The sequence below is a fragment of the Spirosoma fluminis genome, assembly GCF_054778895.1.
The window spans coordinates 1-16,042 of sequence record NZ_BAAGZD010000011.1 but is presented as its reverse complement, the minus strand read 5'-3'; the positions used below and the strand labels follow the sequence as shown (position 1 = coordinate 16,042).

The window sequence follows — 16,042 nt, the reverse complement described above, 5'->3', positions numbered from 1 at the left end:
GGAAATATTTGGGAGGTTCGCACCTGAATCAGCAGGCGCTTATCGAGACCGGTAATCGTCTATAATCCCCTGCATGAGCCAGTTAGCCAGCGCCTGCCGGTTCGATGCGATCAGAAACCGCCGTTGATCCAGACTATTCTGGATGTTGCCCAACTCGATAAAAACCGTAGGCGGGTGGCTGTTTTTGACCACGTACAGCGAGTTGCGCGTTTTGACGTTCCCCGAGTAGGGTCGATCGGGCCGGAAACGTTTGTAGTTCGATTTAAACCGCTGGTGAATGTGTTTCGCCAGTCGTTTTCCCACTTTACTGCCACTATGATGATAAAAGAAAACGTCGATCTTTTCCCCTTTCGTCCGGCTGTCGACGTGAATGGTCACGAACCGCCGATAAGCCGCTTTATGGCGGGCGTTGAGCTTATTGACCGCCGTAGTTGTCTGTTTCAGGCGGGCGTTCTGGTCGAGCGGAATGGGCTGTCCGGGATAGGCGACCTCATCATGGTCTAACTTCAGTATGGCCTCATCCCGGATGCCGTCGTTCCGGTCCTGCACGATCATGTACACGCTCGCTCCCTGCTGTTTCAGGAGTTCGGCCAGTCGGATCGTTACGTCGTACGCGTATTCATCTTCGGGCAATATGTGGCGTCCATACCGCCCAAGTGCCCCAGGATCGGGACCGCCATGCCCCGATGCAAGGTAAAAAACGGTACCGCTCAGCGCTTTGCGGGATGACCGGGCTACGGCCGCACTCGCTTTTGCAGGCCGAATTTTTTTCTCTGCTTTATTCGTCCGCTTTACCGCTGCCTTTCGGGTCGACGCGTTTACCAATTTCTTCCCTTTCTTGCGCCGTTTATCAGGCGTCTTGGCCGCCGACTTTTGCGACGAAGGACGGGGAGACGGTCTGGAAAGAGGGGGATGCCGATTCGGCAGCGAACCGGTTTCTACGAGTGCACGGGCTGTATTTGCATACAGAATCAGGCAGATAAACGAAAAAAGAAGCGTTTGCAAAGGCTGGCCTATTGGTACAAAAACGAACGTAATCAGTCCGCAAAAGTACGGGTGAATGCAAAGGCCATCAAGCCGATGCCTAAGCTTATGCACCATTCGCTAAAGCAAACGAGCCAGCCGATGCGATTACACACCGATTGGCTCGTCCTTGCAAGAGTGTATTTACGTTACGCTAACGTAGCCTCCACGCTGATGGTCGTATTGAACAGCTTCGAGATGGGGCAGTTGTGTTCCGCATGATCGACCAGCTCGTCAAACTTCGCTTTATCCAGGCCCGGTACGCTGGCATTGAGCGTCAGTTTAGAACTGGTAATACCGCTGTCTTCCAGCGTAATGGCGCATTTAACGTCCAGCGTATCGGCGGCAAAACCAGCCTGCTGGATATTGAACGCCAATTGCATGGCGAAACAGCCCGCGTGGGCAGCCGCTACCAGTTCTTCGGGGTTTGTTCCAACGCCGTCGGCGAAGCGGGTGTTAAAGGAGTATTGCGTTTCGTTGAGGACCGTGCTGGCCGTTGATACGGTTCCTTTACCATCTTTACCGGTTCCAGCCCAGTGGGCCGAGGCAGTGCGTGTAATTTTCATGACGTTTACTTTAGATTTGTTTTTAAGAACAGGTCAAAGATAGGATGAGCATCGCTTTCTGGTTTTCACCTATGTTAAAAAGCGTTTGTATACTGCTTAACCGGTTCTTTTATTTGCTATAAACTCACCTGCACCCTGCCTGTTGAACGTGCCCTTTTTCAAGTCGCCCTATTTATCGAGTCAATTTAGCGTATGAGTTCGCCCGCCCATCTGACCTTACACCACCATTTACAGCAGTTTGCCCAACTGTCAGACAACGATCTTCAGGTAGCCGATGAATTCTGGCACAGCCGGACCATTCCTAAACACGACCTGTTCAACTTCAGCAATTCCGTCTGTCGGCACGTTGGGTTTATCCTGAGCGGAATCTTCCGGGTGTATTACGTAGATCCTCGAACGGACCTGGAACACAACCTGTATTTTAGTACCGAACATACCTTTCTGACATCTTTAAAAAGTTTATTGACACGTACCACCTGCCCGTACCTGATCGAAGCCCTGGAAGATGCCGAACTGCTGGTGATTGAGCACGACCGGCTGCAACAGTTGTATGACCAATCGCACGGCTGGGAACGATTCGGGCGCCTGTTAGCCGAACAGTATTTTCTCTTTAACCAGACGCGGTCGGAAAGTTTACTGACGCAGACGGCCGAAGAACGCTACGTGGCTTTGCTGGAGCGGTCGCCCGATATATTGAATCGCGTTTCGCTGGGCCACATTGCGTCCTACCTGGGCATAAAAGGGCCATCGTTGAGCCGCATCAGAGCCCAGGTAGCGCATCGGTAACGAATAGGGTCGATCAATACCCTTCGTCCGTAACAAGGTAATAGTTTCTGGACCCGGCATCAGCCGTTGTGAGGGTCAGCCATTCGACGTGCGTATAGACGTTGAAGGCCACGACCTGGCAGTCTGTAACCACCTGCTGGTCAGCTTCCAGCTGCTGCCGGGCAAAGGCGATCGCTTCTTCTTTGGAATCGAAGCTGCCCAGCAGATCGCTCTGGTCGAAGTCAGGCTCCTGGTCAGGCAGCGTTCCGACTACATTCGAAATTGGTGAATCAACGGCTCCTTCAGCGGCAGTCGCCGGGGCCGCAAACAGTTCAATGGTCATCAGTGAAACCGGTTCGTGTCTGTAGTTAACCGTTTTTGAGCCGTTTTGATCGTACGTTTTAGAGCATACAGGGTGTCTGGCCCGTAGGTATCGCCGATCATCGATCACCGGTTGTGTCGATGAAGGTGCCCGTCGAGAACGAAGTGTCTTCGGAGAGCAGCCACAAAATGGCCTGGGCTACTTCTTCAGGGCACCCACCACGTTTCATAGCTACGGTTTCTTTAATTCGGTCGACCAGGTTGCGATTGGTCGGTGAACTGCACCAGATGCTGACCGATCTGGCAGTAAATCAGCGACTAGCGTTCCTGAAATAGCGAATCGTTCGTCAAAGGGCTTTTTCCATACAGATGCTTTCGGCAATAGCAACGTATGGACCGTAGTTGGCGATACGTTGGTAGCCTAACTTGCGGTACAAAGCAATGGCTTCGGGTTGTTTATCCGCCAGTTCCAGGCGGGTGAACGAATGCCCTTCTTCAGCGGCCCAGGTCTCCAGTTCCGTCAGAATCAGCCGGGCAACGCCCAGCCTCCGGCTTTCGGGTCGCACGTACATGCGCTTTATCTCGACGCGCCCGGCTTCGTCCAGTACTTTATAGCAGCCGCAGCCAACGGGTATTTCGCCATCAAGCGCCAGGACGACCTTTGCATCAGCCGGAACGTTGTTGTGCGGATCGAATTGCGCCTGTTGTTGCCCATATCGCCGTCTTAGGTCAGCGTTTAGCTCAGTGATCAAAGCCGTAAATCGATTATCGTCCGGCGCAGTACGTAGGATTGAAAGCATATAAATCGGCGGGTAAAGTGCTCACCTGAAACCCCTCAATAAACTGGTGACCGGACGTATACAGTAATTGGGTTGACTCGCTGTTCCTTCCAGGCACCACTCGTCCGGAGCGCTAAAGAAGGCACTTAATCAGCTCACTATCAAGGCTTATAGCCTGAACAGCCTGTTTGCCCAACAAATAGTATGGCGGGCCGCTGGGCGGAGCAAAGCCGTGAACCAGGTGAATTAGCTACTTTTGCCCTACACTGCCTTACGTTTCATACCCGCTCACACTGATGGCAATAAGTCCGCGATTGCAATACCTGTTTCTGTTCTCAGTACTTGTTCAACTTCTGTTTTGCCTTACTCAGGTCGGTTATCTTCACCCCGACCAGCATTTTCAGCTCATCGAGTTTTCGTCCTGGCAGTTGGGCGAACCCAGTGGTGCCACCAGCGTCTGGGAGCTGAACAGCCACATCCGACCGACACTACAGGTCTATCTGTTCTCAGGCTTTGTCAAGCTTTGCCGCTTTTGCTACGTATACGATGCCTACACGCAGTTAACGATAGTTCGTATTCTGACCGGCCTGTTCAGTTTTACCTTGTTCAATGCACTCGCCCTGTACTATTTCAAATCTGACAAAAAGTTGCTGTACCTGGTCCTGCTCTTGTTGAATGTATCCTGGTCACTGCCTTACGTCCGCACCTTGTTCAGTTCCGAGCTGGCTTCGTCCATCGCATTTTTCGGCGGTATATTCCTCTACGAAACCAGGAAAGATCGGGTTTGGGCCATCCTGTTGACAGGTTTTCTATTCAGTCTTGCCTTTTATTTCCGGTTCCAGATCGCGTTTGGACTGATTGGTTTTGGCCTATGGATGCTGCTGATCGAGAAAAAATACACCCGCCTGCTACCGATGGCCATCGGTTTTGGATTGGGGATAGGCCTTAATATTTTCTTGGATTATCTCTTCTATCACCAATTCGTTTTTACCCCGTATGAATATTACCGGGTCAACATCACCGAAGGCAAAGCCGCGGAGTTTGGCACATCGAGCTTCCTGAACTACGTCTTTATGCTGGCGCTGGTTATTGGTGCTCCCCCGCTCAGTATTTTTCTTTTCTACTACGCTGTTCAAGGAGCCGTTAAAGAGTATCGCCAGCCGCTCGTGTTTGCCGTATTATTTTTCGTTGTCGGCCACTGCCTGGTTGGTCATAAAGAAGAACGGTTCCTATTTCCGATCGTGAACGTCCTGCCAATTCTAGCCGGCTGGGGCTTGTCGTCTTTCATCGGGTATTACCAGCAGGCAAGCGCACGGATTCGCAGCTTGCTGAAAGGAGTAACTTATTTTAGTGTATGCCTCAACGGATTGGCACTGGCTTTCTTAGCCCTGAATCCGTATTCCCAATCCATAGAGTTTTCGCGCAGGGTGACGAATACCTTCCGAGGCACTACGTCGATGGTTTACTGCCTGAAACGTACGCCCTTCGAAACCGAGAGCGGACTCCCCTTAACGTTCTATCGCCGGAACGCGCCGAACATCAAGCTCACTAAATTTCACGAAGCCGACTCGGCCCGCTATCTGAAAAATGCCTGGCTCGTGACTACGTATAACGACGCGAAAGATAAGCTGCCGCTTCTCGATAGCCTGGGTTTCAAACCTCAGTTGTATTCGTCCAGTACGTTGTGGAAGCTCAATGAGTTTCTTCAAAAACAGAACATAAATACCATCAACGAAATCTGGGTGCTGTACCGAAAAGAAGAGTAACCTGTGTTAGCTGTAGGCTACTGGTTTGGGTAATCGATTGACCAGCCAAAGACAGAACACCGCATTGAAGAGTAGGGTGAACGGAATTACAGACAGATTTTTGAAGAACAGAATCAATACCCATTCGGAAGCCTGAGCGGAGATAAGCTGACGCGCCTTAAGGGTGATGTACAAACAGGTCTCATACGCAATGTGATTGATAAACGCATTCATCAGAAAAGCGACAACCGAGAACACGCAAAGATTGCCTAGTATCGCCAGCCAGTTTTTGCGCATGGTTTGCAGGCTTAAATGCCAGTTCTGCTTACGACTTTGTCGGTTGGTCACAAACCGAACCAAACGAGCAATTCCTGCCCTGATATTGGTCAACCCTAATGCATAAACGAAAAGGAGGATGCGGGCCGACTCGACGATTATTTCCAAACCGATGTTCAATTCGGAACTGATCGGTCCGAATGCGTTAAGCTGGATCGCCCGGCCAACAGCAGCGATAAATCCCAGGCCGAAAATGACCAGAAAATGATTTCTGATAAAGGCGATGGTATACACCGTCCAGTCCAGTGACCTGATGAGCCGGGTCGATATCGGATTCATGATATAAGGTTGGTTTAGAATAGCTTACTTATATAAACCTGTTCATTCGGCCAACCATTGTCAACCTTACTTTTACCAGCGGCCAAACTAAAGCCGTCAATGGTTTATCCTATTCGTTTACCCAACCTGACGGCCTATTAAAATTTAGATTATTCGGCTAGCGTACATTTTTCCCAAATGTTTCCAGAATTGACGTAGTGTTTTGTAGCCGTATCCGTGAGTCAGATCAAGTCCGGATACGTTGTTTGGATGAAGCACTTACGATACGTTCACCGAGTACGCTGGCAACCGGTCGCTGGCCTGTTGGCACTGGGACTCGGCTTGCTGACGGAAGCATCAGCGCAGACCCTAACGCTGAATCAGGTGGTGGAGCAGAGCATTCGGCAGTATCCATTTCTGCGCGCCAAGCAGGCCGAAATCAGCAGCGCCCAACGGCGGCTACAGGCCAGCCAGACCGAATGGCTGCCCATTGTGCAGGTGCAGGATCAGTACAACTATGCCACCAGCAACAGCCTGAACGGTTCGTTTTTCCCGAACGAAGCCATCAATATATCAACGTCGGGCGGTGTACGGCCCGTGGCGGTTTCGCAGGCCAGTTTTGGCAGCTTTACCAGCGCTTCCATCGAGTGGCGAGCCATTACGTTCGGGCGGGTAAAAGCCAGCGTCGGCGTAGCTAAAGCCGAACTTCAACGTAGTGAGGCCGATTACGAGAATGAACTCTTTCAGCACAAGGTCCGCACCATCGACGCCTATCTGCTTCTGCTCATCAACCAGAAACTGGTTCAGATTCAGCAGAGCAACCTGGAACGGGCCGAAACCTTCAAGCGCGTGGTTGACTCGGGCGTCCGATCCGGAATGCGGGCGGGTGTCGATAGTGCGCTGGCTACGGCCGAAGCGGTTCGGGCCCGGCTCCTGCTGCTCGAAAGTCAGCAGCGGGAGCAGGTTCAGCGCCTGCGTCTGTCGGAGTTGGCGGGCCAGCTTCAAGCCAATATGCAGATCGATAGCCTGGGCTTTTACACCTCGCTGCCTAATGGTGACGTTCGGGCCGATTCGCTGTCGCCTAATAATCCCACCCTACGGTTATTCCAATCGCAGATTACCCTGTCGGCGGCTCGCAGCCTGGCTACGCAGCGGTCGGGTATGCCCATCATTTCGCTGGTTGGCGTAGGCAACGCCCGGGGATCGGGATTTTCCAATCAGGGGGATATGTTTCTGAACAATCAACTTAGCGGCTTCGGCTATCAGGTAGGCAATTACCTCGTTGGCGTGGTAGCCCGCTGGAACCTGACCAATCTGCTACGCGCTCGCCATGAGTACCACGCCGATCAGTATCTGGTCGAGCGGTCGCGGCAATTATTTAACACGCAACGCCTGCAAATCACCCGGCAAGATCAGGAAGCCGAAACGCAGTATCAGGTCGCACTGGAACAGGCCCGGCAGGCTCCGGTTCAGCTACGGGCGGCCCGGCAGGCCTATAACCAGGCCCGAACGCGCTACCAGAATGGCCTGACCGATCTGCCGACCCTGCTGCAAAGCGTGGTGACACTCAACCGTGCCGAGGTAGACGGCTACGTAGCGACCAGCAACGTCTGGCGGTATCTGCTGCTGAAATCGGCCGCTGAAGGCGACTTGTCTTTATTCCTGAACCAGATAAAGTAATGACAACCTGACTCCCTATTTGTCATGCAACAAATTATTCGTTCTGCCTTACGCAAACCCATTTCGGTTGTCGTTGGCGTAGTGGCTATCCTGTTTTTTTCGGTGATGTCGCTGTTCACAATTCCGGTCGATATTTTCCCGAACCTCGACTTACCAACGATCTACGTCGTACAGCCTTACGGTGGGATGGCTCCCGATCAGATGGACGGTTTTATCGCTACGCGCTATCAGGACCACTTTCTGTACGTATCGGGAATTCGCGACATTGACGTAAAAACCATTCAGGGGTTGTCGCTCATCAAGCTGCAATTCTATCCGGGCACGGATATGGCGCAGGCAGCCGCCGAAGTCGCCAACAACGTATCGCGGGCGAAAGCGTATATGCCCGAAGGCACGGTACCGCCCCAGGTCGTCCGATTCGACGCCAGTTCGGTGCCGGTTGGACAGTTGGTATTTGAAAGCCCGACCCGCTCGCTGAACGAAATCCAGGATTACGCTTCGTCGCGCGTGCGGCCGATGTTCTCCCGCATTCCGGGGGTGTCGAGTCCACCGCCGTTTGGGGGTAACCAGCGTACGATCGTCGTTCGCGTCAATCCGCAACTCGTGCGCAGCTACCAGCTCACGCCGGAAGAAATTATCAAATCGATTGTTACGAACAACCAGCCCTCCCCCGCCGGCAACATTCGGATTGGCGATAAGACGCTGATGACGCCGGTTAACTCACTGGTAAAGAAGCCGGAAGATTTCCTGAACATTCCCATCCGCGTGGGTTCTGGACCCACCGTATTCGTGCGTGACATCGGTACGGTAGAAGATGCCGCCGACGTAACGGTGAGTTACGCCCTCGTCAACGGGCGCCGGGCGGTGTATATTCCGGTGGTCAAAAAGTCGGACGCGTCGACGCTGGACGTAGTGAACAACATCCGCAAGGCCATGCCCGAACTGCAAAATGCCGTACCGGAGGACGTAAAGATCTCGTACGAATTCGACCAGTCCGTTTACGTAACCAACTCGCTGAAAAGCCTGGTGACGGAAGGGATTCTGGGCGCGGTACTGACCGGTTTGATGGTGCTGCTCTTTCTGCGCGACTGGCGTAGTGTAATCATTGTGGTATTGACCATCCCTATCTCGATTCTGACAGCGGTGATCCTGCTCAATCTGTTCGGGCAAACCATCAACATCATGACCTTGTCGGGGCTGGCGCTGGCGATTGGGATTCTGGTCGACCAGGCGACGGTATCTATCGAAAATATCCACCAGCACCTGGAAATGGGCAAGCCCAAACCCATAGCGATCTGGGATGCCTGTAAAGAGATTGTCTTCCCGGAGTTTCTGATTCTGCTGGCCATTCTGGCTGTGTTTGCCCCGGCTTTTGTAATGAGTGGGGTGCCTCGTTCGATGTTCCTGCCGCTGTCCTTATCCGTGGGCTTTGCCATGATCGCGTCGTTCCTGCTCTCGCAGACGTTTGTGCCCGTGCTGGCGAACTGGCTGCTGAAAAGCCATCCAGCCCATGAAGCACCGACGCTGGCCCTTGACAGCCGGGAGCGGCACATGATCGAGGATGAAGCCGCTCACCCGGCGGAAAACCCGAAAGGGTTTGAGAAGTTTAAACAACGCTACTCGGCAACGCTCGAAAGAGTGCTGAACCGTCGCGGCCTGGTGGTCGGTGGTTATCTGGCGGGTACCTTGGCGATCATTGTGCTGTGTTTTATGTTCATCGGTACGGACATTCTCCCGCATGGCAACAGCCATCAGTTTCAGATGCGGCTACGTATCCCCGACGGCACACGGGTGGAACGTACCGAAATAGCGACGCTTAAAGTGCTGGAAATCATCAAGGAGTCCGTAGGGGCCGAGAATGTAGAAATCTCATCGGCCTATGTCGGCACGGTACCGTCCAGCTACGGTACGTCCAACATTTTCGTGTTCAACAGCGGCCCGCATGAGGCTGTACTGCAGGTGTCGCTAAACGAAGAACATCCGATTAAAATGGATGACCTGAAAGAAGAGCTGCGGACACGTATTGCTAAAGCCTTACCGGCTGCCAGCATCTCGTTCGAGCCCATTGAGCTGACCGAAAAAATCATGAGCCAGGGAGCCTCAACCCCTATTGAGGTAACAGTGGCCGCCAAAAATCTGGCCGAAGCCGGGCAATTTGCAAATAAGATTCGGGACCAGATGACGAAGATCGATTTCCTGCGCGATGTGCAGATCGCCCAACCGCTGGCGTATCCCGTTCTGAACGTAACGATGAACCGTGAACGGGCCGGGCAACTCGGTGTTACGTCTACCCAGGTAGCTCGTTCCCTGGTAGCCGCTACGTCGTCGAGTCGGTTCACGGACAAAAACCTTTGGCTCGATGAGTCGAAAGGCCTGGCGTATCAGGTGCAGGTGCAGATCCCGGAATACCAGATGAGCAGCGCCAACGACATTGGCAACATTCCGCTTAAAAGTGGCGAGATGCGCCCGTTACTGTCGGATGTAGCTACGTTTTCGGAAGGGAAAGCCCCCGGCGAGTATGACCGGGCCGGACCGAACCGGTTGGTAACGATCACCGCCAATCTGCAAAAGAAAGACCTCGGCTCCGCCCGCAAGGCAGTGGAACAGGCCATCAAAGAAGCCGGTGAGCCTCCCCGTGGTGTACTCGTGGAAATGGGTGGGCAGACGAACCTGCTCACCGATACGCTGAGCAGCTTACAAACGGGTCTGATGGTGGCCATTGTGATTATCTTCCTGCTGCTGGCGGCTAACTACCAATCCTTCAAACTGTCGCTGGTGATTCTGGCTGCGATTCCGGCGGTGGTAGCGGGTGCATTGCTGATGCTGCTGGCCTGTGGCGCTACGCTCAATCTGCAATCGTACATGGGGCTGATTATGTCGGTCGGCGTATCGGTGGCGAACGCCATTCTGATGGTGACCAATGCCGAGAACCTACGCCTGGAATTAGGTGATACGCGCCGGGCGGTGGTTATGGCGGCCAATAGCCGGATTCGCCCGATTCTGATGACCAGTATTGCCATGATTGCCGGGATGGTGCCGATGGCGTCCGGAATGGGAGAAGGTGGAGACCAGATTGCCCCACTTGGCCAGGCCGTAATTGGTGGATTGATTGCCTCTACCCTGGCGGCTCTGCTGATTCTGCCGTGCGTGTTTACCCAGTTCCAGACCAAAGCCGCCCTGCAATCCGTATCCCTCGACCCCGAAGATCCGGAAAGCAAGTTCTTCAAAAAGGAGACCCCTGATGCGCAGGCTGAACTAGTCGGCCACCCATAACTCACACTTCCCTAATCCATTGTGGCACTCTTTCACTCTTTGAATTTTCTATGAAATCATATCTGAAACTGCTCGGCCCTGCATCCCTTGCTGTTGGGCTAGCGTCCTGCTCGTCGGCCGTGAGCGACGATAAACCCGCCAGGAAAGAACCCGACGTGCAGTCGGTCGCGGTGACCACGGTTCAGTCGATGCAACCCAGCAAACGAGTGACTCTGCCCGGCGAGTTGAAGCCCTGGAACAGGGTAAACATCTACGCCAAAGTGAAGGGTTACGTCCGCGACATCGCGGTGGATCGCGGCACGTCTGTTCGCAAAGGGCAAGTATTGGCCCGGCTCGAAGCACCCGAAGTAATTGCCGAACTGAGTCAGGCGCAGGCCCAGATGCAGGCGCAGGAAGCAACGCTGGTTGAGCAAACAACCCGCGCCCGTGCCAGTCGGCTAACGTACCAGCGACTCGTGCAAACCGCCAAAATGGAAGGGGCGGTTTCGCTCAATGAACTCGACCAGGCCCACGCCCGGATGCAGGCCGATAGCGCAATGGTGGCCGTAGCGCGGGGCACCGTACAGGCCGCCCGGTCGAATTACCAGGCGAAAACCGAACTGCGGCAGTACCTCACCATCACCGCCCCTTTCGACGGTATCGTGATCGAGCGGAACATCAGTCCTGGCGCGCTGGTCGGGGCGGGCGATAGTGGCAAACCGCTGTTTGTACTCGAAGACAGCCGGACGCTACGCCTGACGGTGGCGATTCCGGAGAGCTTTGCCAACCAGCTACCCGCCAAAAGCGCAATCTCCTTCACGGTCAACGCCATTCCGGAGCGTCGCTTCAACGCCCAACTTGCTCGTTCAGCCGAGAGCCTGATCGAAGCGAACCGCGCTATGATGGCCGAGTTCGACGTGAATAATGCGGGCCATGAGCTGAAAGCGGGAATGTACGCCGAAGTAACCTTACCCGTTGAGCGCTCAGTCAAAACGCTGTTTGTGCCCACGACCTCGGTCGTCAGTTCGAGCGAGAAGATGTTTGTGATCCGCGTCCGCGACAATCGGGCGCAGTGGGTACCCGTGCAAAAAGGGAACGTTGTCGATAGCCTGGTTGAAGTATTCGGCGATCTGCAACCCGGCATAGCCATTGTGCGGACAGCCTCCGAAGAAATTCGCGACGGACAGGCGGTGGTGACCAGCCGCAAATAATACGTATACGTTCCTTTTATGACTTTCCTTATTCCAATCGTAATGTCGGGTTGGAATAAGGAAACTGACCTTCTTGAAATTATAGATAAAATGGCGGGGCTACGCGTCAGCAAAATACTGTTAATGTAACGTGAATTATGGATTATCCTCTGACCTCAAATAAACGACTTCTGTCATCCCGACGCAAGGATGGATCTTCTGTCGCTGGAGTAAATATCAGCCTCTCCCGAAGATCCCTCTTTGCGTCGGGACGACAAGAGCTTCTATTTATCTGTTTGACTTACCATGATTTACAGTAGCTAACACCCATAATTCACGTTAATCCACTACTCTAGTTACGCCTATAGTACTAATCACTTCTTTGAAATCTTAAGTAGTTCGCCTGTTTCGTCTCATTACGTAGTCATCTCAAGAAAATCCGTTAAAATCTCAATTAGTACCGACGCCTGACCGTAATAGACCTGGCTTAGCTTTGGCTTCTCAATTACTGAGTCAAACCTATTTGTAAGCCATGGACTATCAAGCGCTGCTCCGTCAGCTTTATCAGGATTTTAACGCGCGTCGGATTGATGCGGTGCTGGCTCATCTGCATACTGATGTTGCCTGGCCAAACGGCTGGGAAGGAGGCTATGTGGCGGGTCACGATGAAGTGCGAACTTACTGGCTGCGCCAATGGTTGCAAATCAATCCAATTGTTGAGCCGCTTTCCTTTGAGCTACGCCCTGACGACCAGATTGCGGTGCATGTCCACCAGGTTATTAAAGACCTGAATGGTCAGCTACTAAGTGATGACCATATCCAGCATATCTATCGCTTCGAAGAAGAAAAAGTGCGTACCATGACCATTGAACACCAGTAGCTTGTTCAGCTTTGTCGTGTTTTGCTTTATTCAACCCGGAATTCAATCATTACGTTACCGTTACCCATCACAGTACTTGTACACAGCAGAACTTTGATACGTAAGGGGGGTAATTGCCCCTTTTTTGTCGCAATAGCCTCCCCTAAGTCCGCAAAAGGCTGGTAGCTTTGCACACGTAACAGACAATATACTGACAACATGCAAAAGCAGGTTCTTTTAGATATGTTAGCCCAGAACCAAACGACTTGTTCGTTTGCCTTTGATCAGATTACGGCTCAGAATGCGGAGCTTCGACTCAATCGAGAAACGGCATCGATTGGCTTCATTTATCGGCATACGGGAGAGATGATGAATCTGTTTGGCTTATTTTTCGGTCTTCCCGTTGAAGTACAGAACACCACCATGGGCCAGATCGATACGGGCCAGGGTAAAGACACCGAGGCCAGTCGGCACCTGATCGAAGCAGGTTATCAGATGTTTCAACGCTATATAGAAATAACGGCCGATGAGTCGTGGCAGGATTCGATTGAAACTCCTTTCTTCGGTACGGTCTCCCGGGCCCGGCTTTTTGGCCACGTTCTGTTTCATACCGCGCATCACGCCGGACAGATCTCCTTAACGTTGAATAGAGGTCAGAGATTTGATTGACACGTAGGGGACTTTAACCCGATCAGAAACTCTCCTATTTTAGAGATGGTCGATTAATACCGTTTACTACGTGTCTATATACACCAAACCAGGAATGTCATTTTCTTATCCATTCACGTGGTCTTTACTAATAGATTATGGCCACTGAGCTTTTTAATCGGCGCGATGTTATTGCTTACTTTATCGTCGCAGCAATTGGTGCTACGTTACAACTTATAGCCGGGAGCTTACTCCAGGATTGGTTTCAACTTAGCTACAAACAAGCGCTACTCGTAGGGTACTTTGTAGCGTTTATTGTTGGATTCTTCCTGACGAAGCTGTTTGCTTTCAATGCAAAGAACTCCGCCCAGACCAAACGGGAAGCCGTCAAGTTTATCCTCGTTTCAGTTATTTCCTGTTTGATTACGGTTTATGGATCGGCTCTTCTTTATGATTATTCAACTCGCAACCTTGAGCAATTCGTTGTGCTGATTCCCTTTTCAATAAAAGAGGTCAATATCAACAAACTCATGGCTCAAGTCATTGGCATGGGTGCTAGTTTTTTAAATAACTATGTGTTGCACAAACGATTCACATTTCGCAATACCGGGTTTTATGAAAAGCTAAAATATTTGTTAAATCTGTAAAAGTTAAAATAGATAGATTTGACGCCTATATAAAATCTGATTTTGTTCAATCTACTGAAGAAACTGGAAGCGATAACTGCTAATTAGCATAAAGCCACTTATATAACAGAAGAATGTTGAAAGAATCTTTAGTTTATCTAGGCTTAGTTATTCTATTTTTTCTCGTCATTTCTAATTATGTCAAAGTGTATTATCACTACCTACTAATTAAGAAATTAGAAAAATCAAAGGGATTGAATTTCTTTCTATTGCCTTTCCAATCTCCCTTTAGATGGATAGAAATAGTATCTCCTTTTACTTCCCGCTACTCTGCAAGTCAACTTTCTCTTGAAGAAAAAGAACTGTTAAACAAAGCTAAGTCAGCTGCGAGGTTCTTTTGGTGGTGCTTGTTCTCGCTATTTTTAGTTGCATTTATATGGGAAGTACTACCGTAAAATAGTCTTCAAATTTTAGACATAAAGCAGATTTGATCTTATATATGTTTACCAACTAATTCTATGAATAGTCGAATAGCATAAAGTGAATTATATGACTAGGTTAGAAAAAGTACAAAGCCTGATCTACTTTTTAAGTAGATCAGGCTTTGTACTTTTTCTATTATATGCCTTTATTTCTTATCCTTACTGATACCCCTTTATTTTAGAAAAACCTCGCACAAAAAGCCAGTATAGACTCAACGATAGGGGTACTAAGACTAGTGGCGTAGCTGTGATATACTTAGCCACCAAAGCTAGAACGATAGCTACTCCTCAAATACCAAATAGAAATTTTGCCCAAGGAAGTTTTGACATGACTTATCGAGTTAAGTTGACTAGTGAAACGGGTTTTGGAATGATTAAATATATCCAAAATTAGATATCAGACAAAAATTGTACTCTTTAAAGGTCTGTTATATAACTAACTTCATGTAAAGGGACATATCCAATAAAAGAGACCTTTTGAAAACTGAGCCGGATTCTCAGAATATTACTACTCCCTTTCGTATTTAATCGGCAAAAGATCAAGCACTGGCGTTTTAAAAACCCCCAAATTATCTTCTAAGATGACTAAAGCATCAGTAGCATAATCAGAGATTAGCTCTCGACACATGCCACAAGGAGCCACTATTTTTCCTGTATGGTAAACCGCTACGATTGTGTCAATATTACTATCTCCTAGAGTGGCTGCTGTTCCAATGGTAACAGCTTCTGCGCAGACGGCAATTCGACCAATGTAGGCTTCCAGGTGAATACCCTCAAAGACTTTTCCTGACTTAGTCCTAAGGACTGAGCTGACCGCATGCACATCGGGTTTGTGCCGAAGTGTGATCAAATCACGAGCTTGTTGAATTAATTCAAAATCATTTTCAACAAGTGGTAAACGAGTCATTTTAGTAGTTGTATAAGTGATAATTATGTTAAGAAGACCCTGCGACTCGATCACCCTGCGTTTGCCGGAGCCACCAGAGAAATAGCGAACCCAAAATTAGGTCTGCACTACCCAATACGGGTACTTTTAGTGGCAATTCGCCTGAAAGCCAGAACCCAACCAGCGTGGCGAAGAAAGCAAGTTTACCCGCTGCACCTACTCCCATTAAGAGTCGGGGTGCCTGGCCGCTAAAAGCGCAGTAGGCATAGGCAACTCCGAAGATAAAGATGAATTCAGCGATAATCCACAGATAAAGAGAATGGCTTGTTGAAGGCAGGTCCATAAGTTGCCGGCCAAGAGGAAAGCTGGGTATAAATAGAATCGCACCAACCAGATTCACTCCAGCTGTGATCCATAGACTGATACGCATCCAGTTAGGTAGGCTCATGCGGAGAAAATTTAGCTAATACACTCATACCAGTTAGTTATATAATTATATAATCTAACGTTATAGTACGTTTGAGCTGGTTTGAAAAATACTCTAAAAACAGTTATTCTACTGTGATTTGAGCCACCAGCGCGGGAAAGTCCGTAGTGTTATTAGCCAAACCTGTTTAACATGTTTT

The 16,042-nt window shown here is 50.5% G+C and carries 16 protein-coding genes; 8 read left to right on the top strand and 8 right to left on the bottom strand.

Annotated features, from left to right (window positions below; all coding sequences use genetic code 11):
* Positions 1-39: 39 nt before the first annotated feature.
* Together ACYVBJ_RS14280 and ACYVBJ_RS14275 are read right to left on the bottom strand one after the other, a co-directional pair.
* Positions 40-1,005 (bottom strand): N-acetylmuramoyl-L-alanine amidase family protein, encoded by a 966-nt coding sequence (locus ACYVBJ_RS14280; protein ID WP_460982982.1) that lies wholly within the window; start codon positions 1,003-1,005, stop codon positions 40-42.
* 167 nt (positions 1,006-1,172) lie between these two features.
* On the bottom strand, positions 1,173-1,589 hold the full coding sequence (locus ACYVBJ_RS14275; RefSeq protein ID WP_460980011.1) for an OsmC family protein: 417 nt from the start codon (positions 1,587-1,589) through the stop codon (positions 1,173-1,175).
* Between the two features lie 192 nt (positions 1,590-1,781).
* Here ACYVBJ_RS14275 and ACYVBJ_RS14270 point away from each other — a divergent pair, with 192 nt between their 5' ends.
* On the top strand, positions 1,782-2,375 hold the full coding sequence (locus ACYVBJ_RS14270; RefSeq protein WP_460982981.1) for a Crp/Fnr family transcriptional regulator: 594 nt from the start codon (positions 1,782-1,784) through the stop codon (positions 2,373-2,375).
* A 13-nt stretch (positions 2,376-2,388) separates the two neighbouring features.
* On the opposite strand, the gene ACYVBJ_RS14265 is transcribed toward ACYVBJ_RS14270, so the two are convergent.
* The 3 genes from ACYVBJ_RS14265 to ACYVBJ_RS14255 form a co-directional block, all read right to left on the bottom strand.
* Positions 2,389-2,697, bottom strand: a complete 309-nt coding sequence (locus ACYVBJ_RS14265) for a hypothetical protein (protein ID WP_460982980.1) — start codon at positions 2,695-2,697, stop codon at positions 2,389-2,391.
* Between the two features lie 97 nt (positions 2,698-2,794).
* The gene (locus ACYVBJ_RS14260) at positions 2,795-2,965 is read right to left on the bottom strand and encodes an SDR family oxidoreductase (RefSeq protein WP_460983195.1); all 171 of its coding nucleotides are present in this window, start codon (positions 2,963-2,965) and stop codon (positions 2,795-2,797) included.
* Between the two features lie 57 nt (positions 2,966-3,022).
* Positions 3,023-3,475: a GNAT family N-acetyltransferase gene (locus ACYVBJ_RS14255; RefSeq protein ID WP_460982979.1), complete on the bottom strand. Its 453-nt coding sequence runs from the start codon at positions 3,473-3,475 to the stop codon at positions 3,023-3,025.
* A gap of 275 nt (positions 3,476-3,750) precedes the next feature.
* Here ACYVBJ_RS14255 and ACYVBJ_RS14250 point away from each other — a divergent pair, with 275 nt between their 5' ends.
* Positions 3,751-5,220, top strand: coding sequence for a glycosyltransferase family protein (locus ACYVBJ_RS14250; protein ID WP_460982978.1), 1,470 nt, complete (start codon positions 3,751-3,753; stop codon positions 5,218-5,220).
* Positions 5,221-5,226: 6 nt separating this feature from the next.
* Here the strand turns inward: ACYVBJ_RS14250 and ACYVBJ_RS14245 are convergent, their stop codons facing one another.
* Entirely contained in the window at positions 5,227-5,814 is a 588-nt protein-coding gene (locus tag ACYVBJ_RS14245; protein WP_460982977.1) for a hypothetical protein, read from the bottom strand.
* Between the two features lie 249 nt (positions 5,815-6,063).
* Between ACYVBJ_RS14245 and ACYVBJ_RS14240 the strand changes: the two genes are divergently transcribed.
* The 6 genes from ACYVBJ_RS14240 (at position 6,064) to ACYVBJ_RS14215 (ending at position 14,069) form a co-directional block, all read left to right on the top strand.
* Positions 6,064-7,473: a TolC family protein gene (locus ACYVBJ_RS14240; protein WP_460982976.1), complete on the top strand. Its 1,410-nt coding sequence runs from the start codon at positions 6,064-6,066 to the stop codon at positions 7,471-7,473.
* A gap of 24 nt (positions 7,474-7,497) precedes the next feature.
* The gene (locus ACYVBJ_RS14235; RefSeq protein ID WP_460982975.1) at positions 7,498-10,746 is read left to right on the top strand and encodes an efflux RND transporter permease subunit; all 3,249 of its coding nucleotides are present in this window, start codon (positions 7,498-7,500) and stop codon (positions 10,744-10,746) included.
* A 50-nt stretch (positions 10,747-10,796) separates the two neighbouring features.
* Positions 10,797-11,936: an efflux RND transporter periplasmic adaptor subunit gene (locus ACYVBJ_RS14230; protein ID WP_460982974.1), complete on the top strand. Its 1,140-nt coding sequence runs from the start codon at positions 10,797-10,799 to the stop codon at positions 11,934-11,936.
* Positions 11,937-12,447: 511 nt separating this feature from the next.
* Complete coding sequence (locus tag ACYVBJ_RS14225; protein ID WP_460982973.1) at positions 12,448-12,795, top strand: nuclear transport factor 2 family protein; 348 nt, start codon at positions 12,448-12,450, stop codon at positions 12,793-12,795.
* A gap of 198 nt (positions 12,796-12,993) precedes the next feature.
* Complete coding sequence (locus ACYVBJ_RS14220) at positions 12,994-13,443, top strand: DinB family protein (RefSeq protein WP_460982972.1); 450 nt, start codon at positions 12,994-12,996, stop codon at positions 13,441-13,443.
* Positions 13,444-13,580: 137 nt separating this feature from the next.
* Positions 13,581-14,069, top strand: a complete 489-nt coding sequence (locus tag ACYVBJ_RS14215) for a GtrA family protein (protein WP_460982971.1) — start codon at positions 13,581-13,583, stop codon at positions 14,067-14,069.
* A gap of 969 nt (positions 14,070-15,038) precedes the next feature.
* Here the strand turns inward: ACYVBJ_RS14215 and ACYVBJ_RS14210 are convergent.
* Both ACYVBJ_RS14210 and ACYVBJ_RS14205 read right to left on the bottom strand, forming a co-directional pair.
* Positions 15,039-15,437, bottom strand: coding sequence for a cytidine deaminase (locus ACYVBJ_RS14210; protein WP_460982970.1), 399 nt, complete (start codon positions 15,435-15,437; stop codon positions 15,039-15,041).
* Between the two features lie 28 nt (positions 15,438-15,465).
* Complete coding sequence (locus ACYVBJ_RS14205; protein WP_460982969.1) at positions 15,466-15,864, bottom strand: hypothetical protein; 399 nt, start codon at positions 15,862-15,864, stop codon at positions 15,466-15,468.
* Between the last annotated feature and the right edge of the window lie 178 nt (positions 15,865-16,042).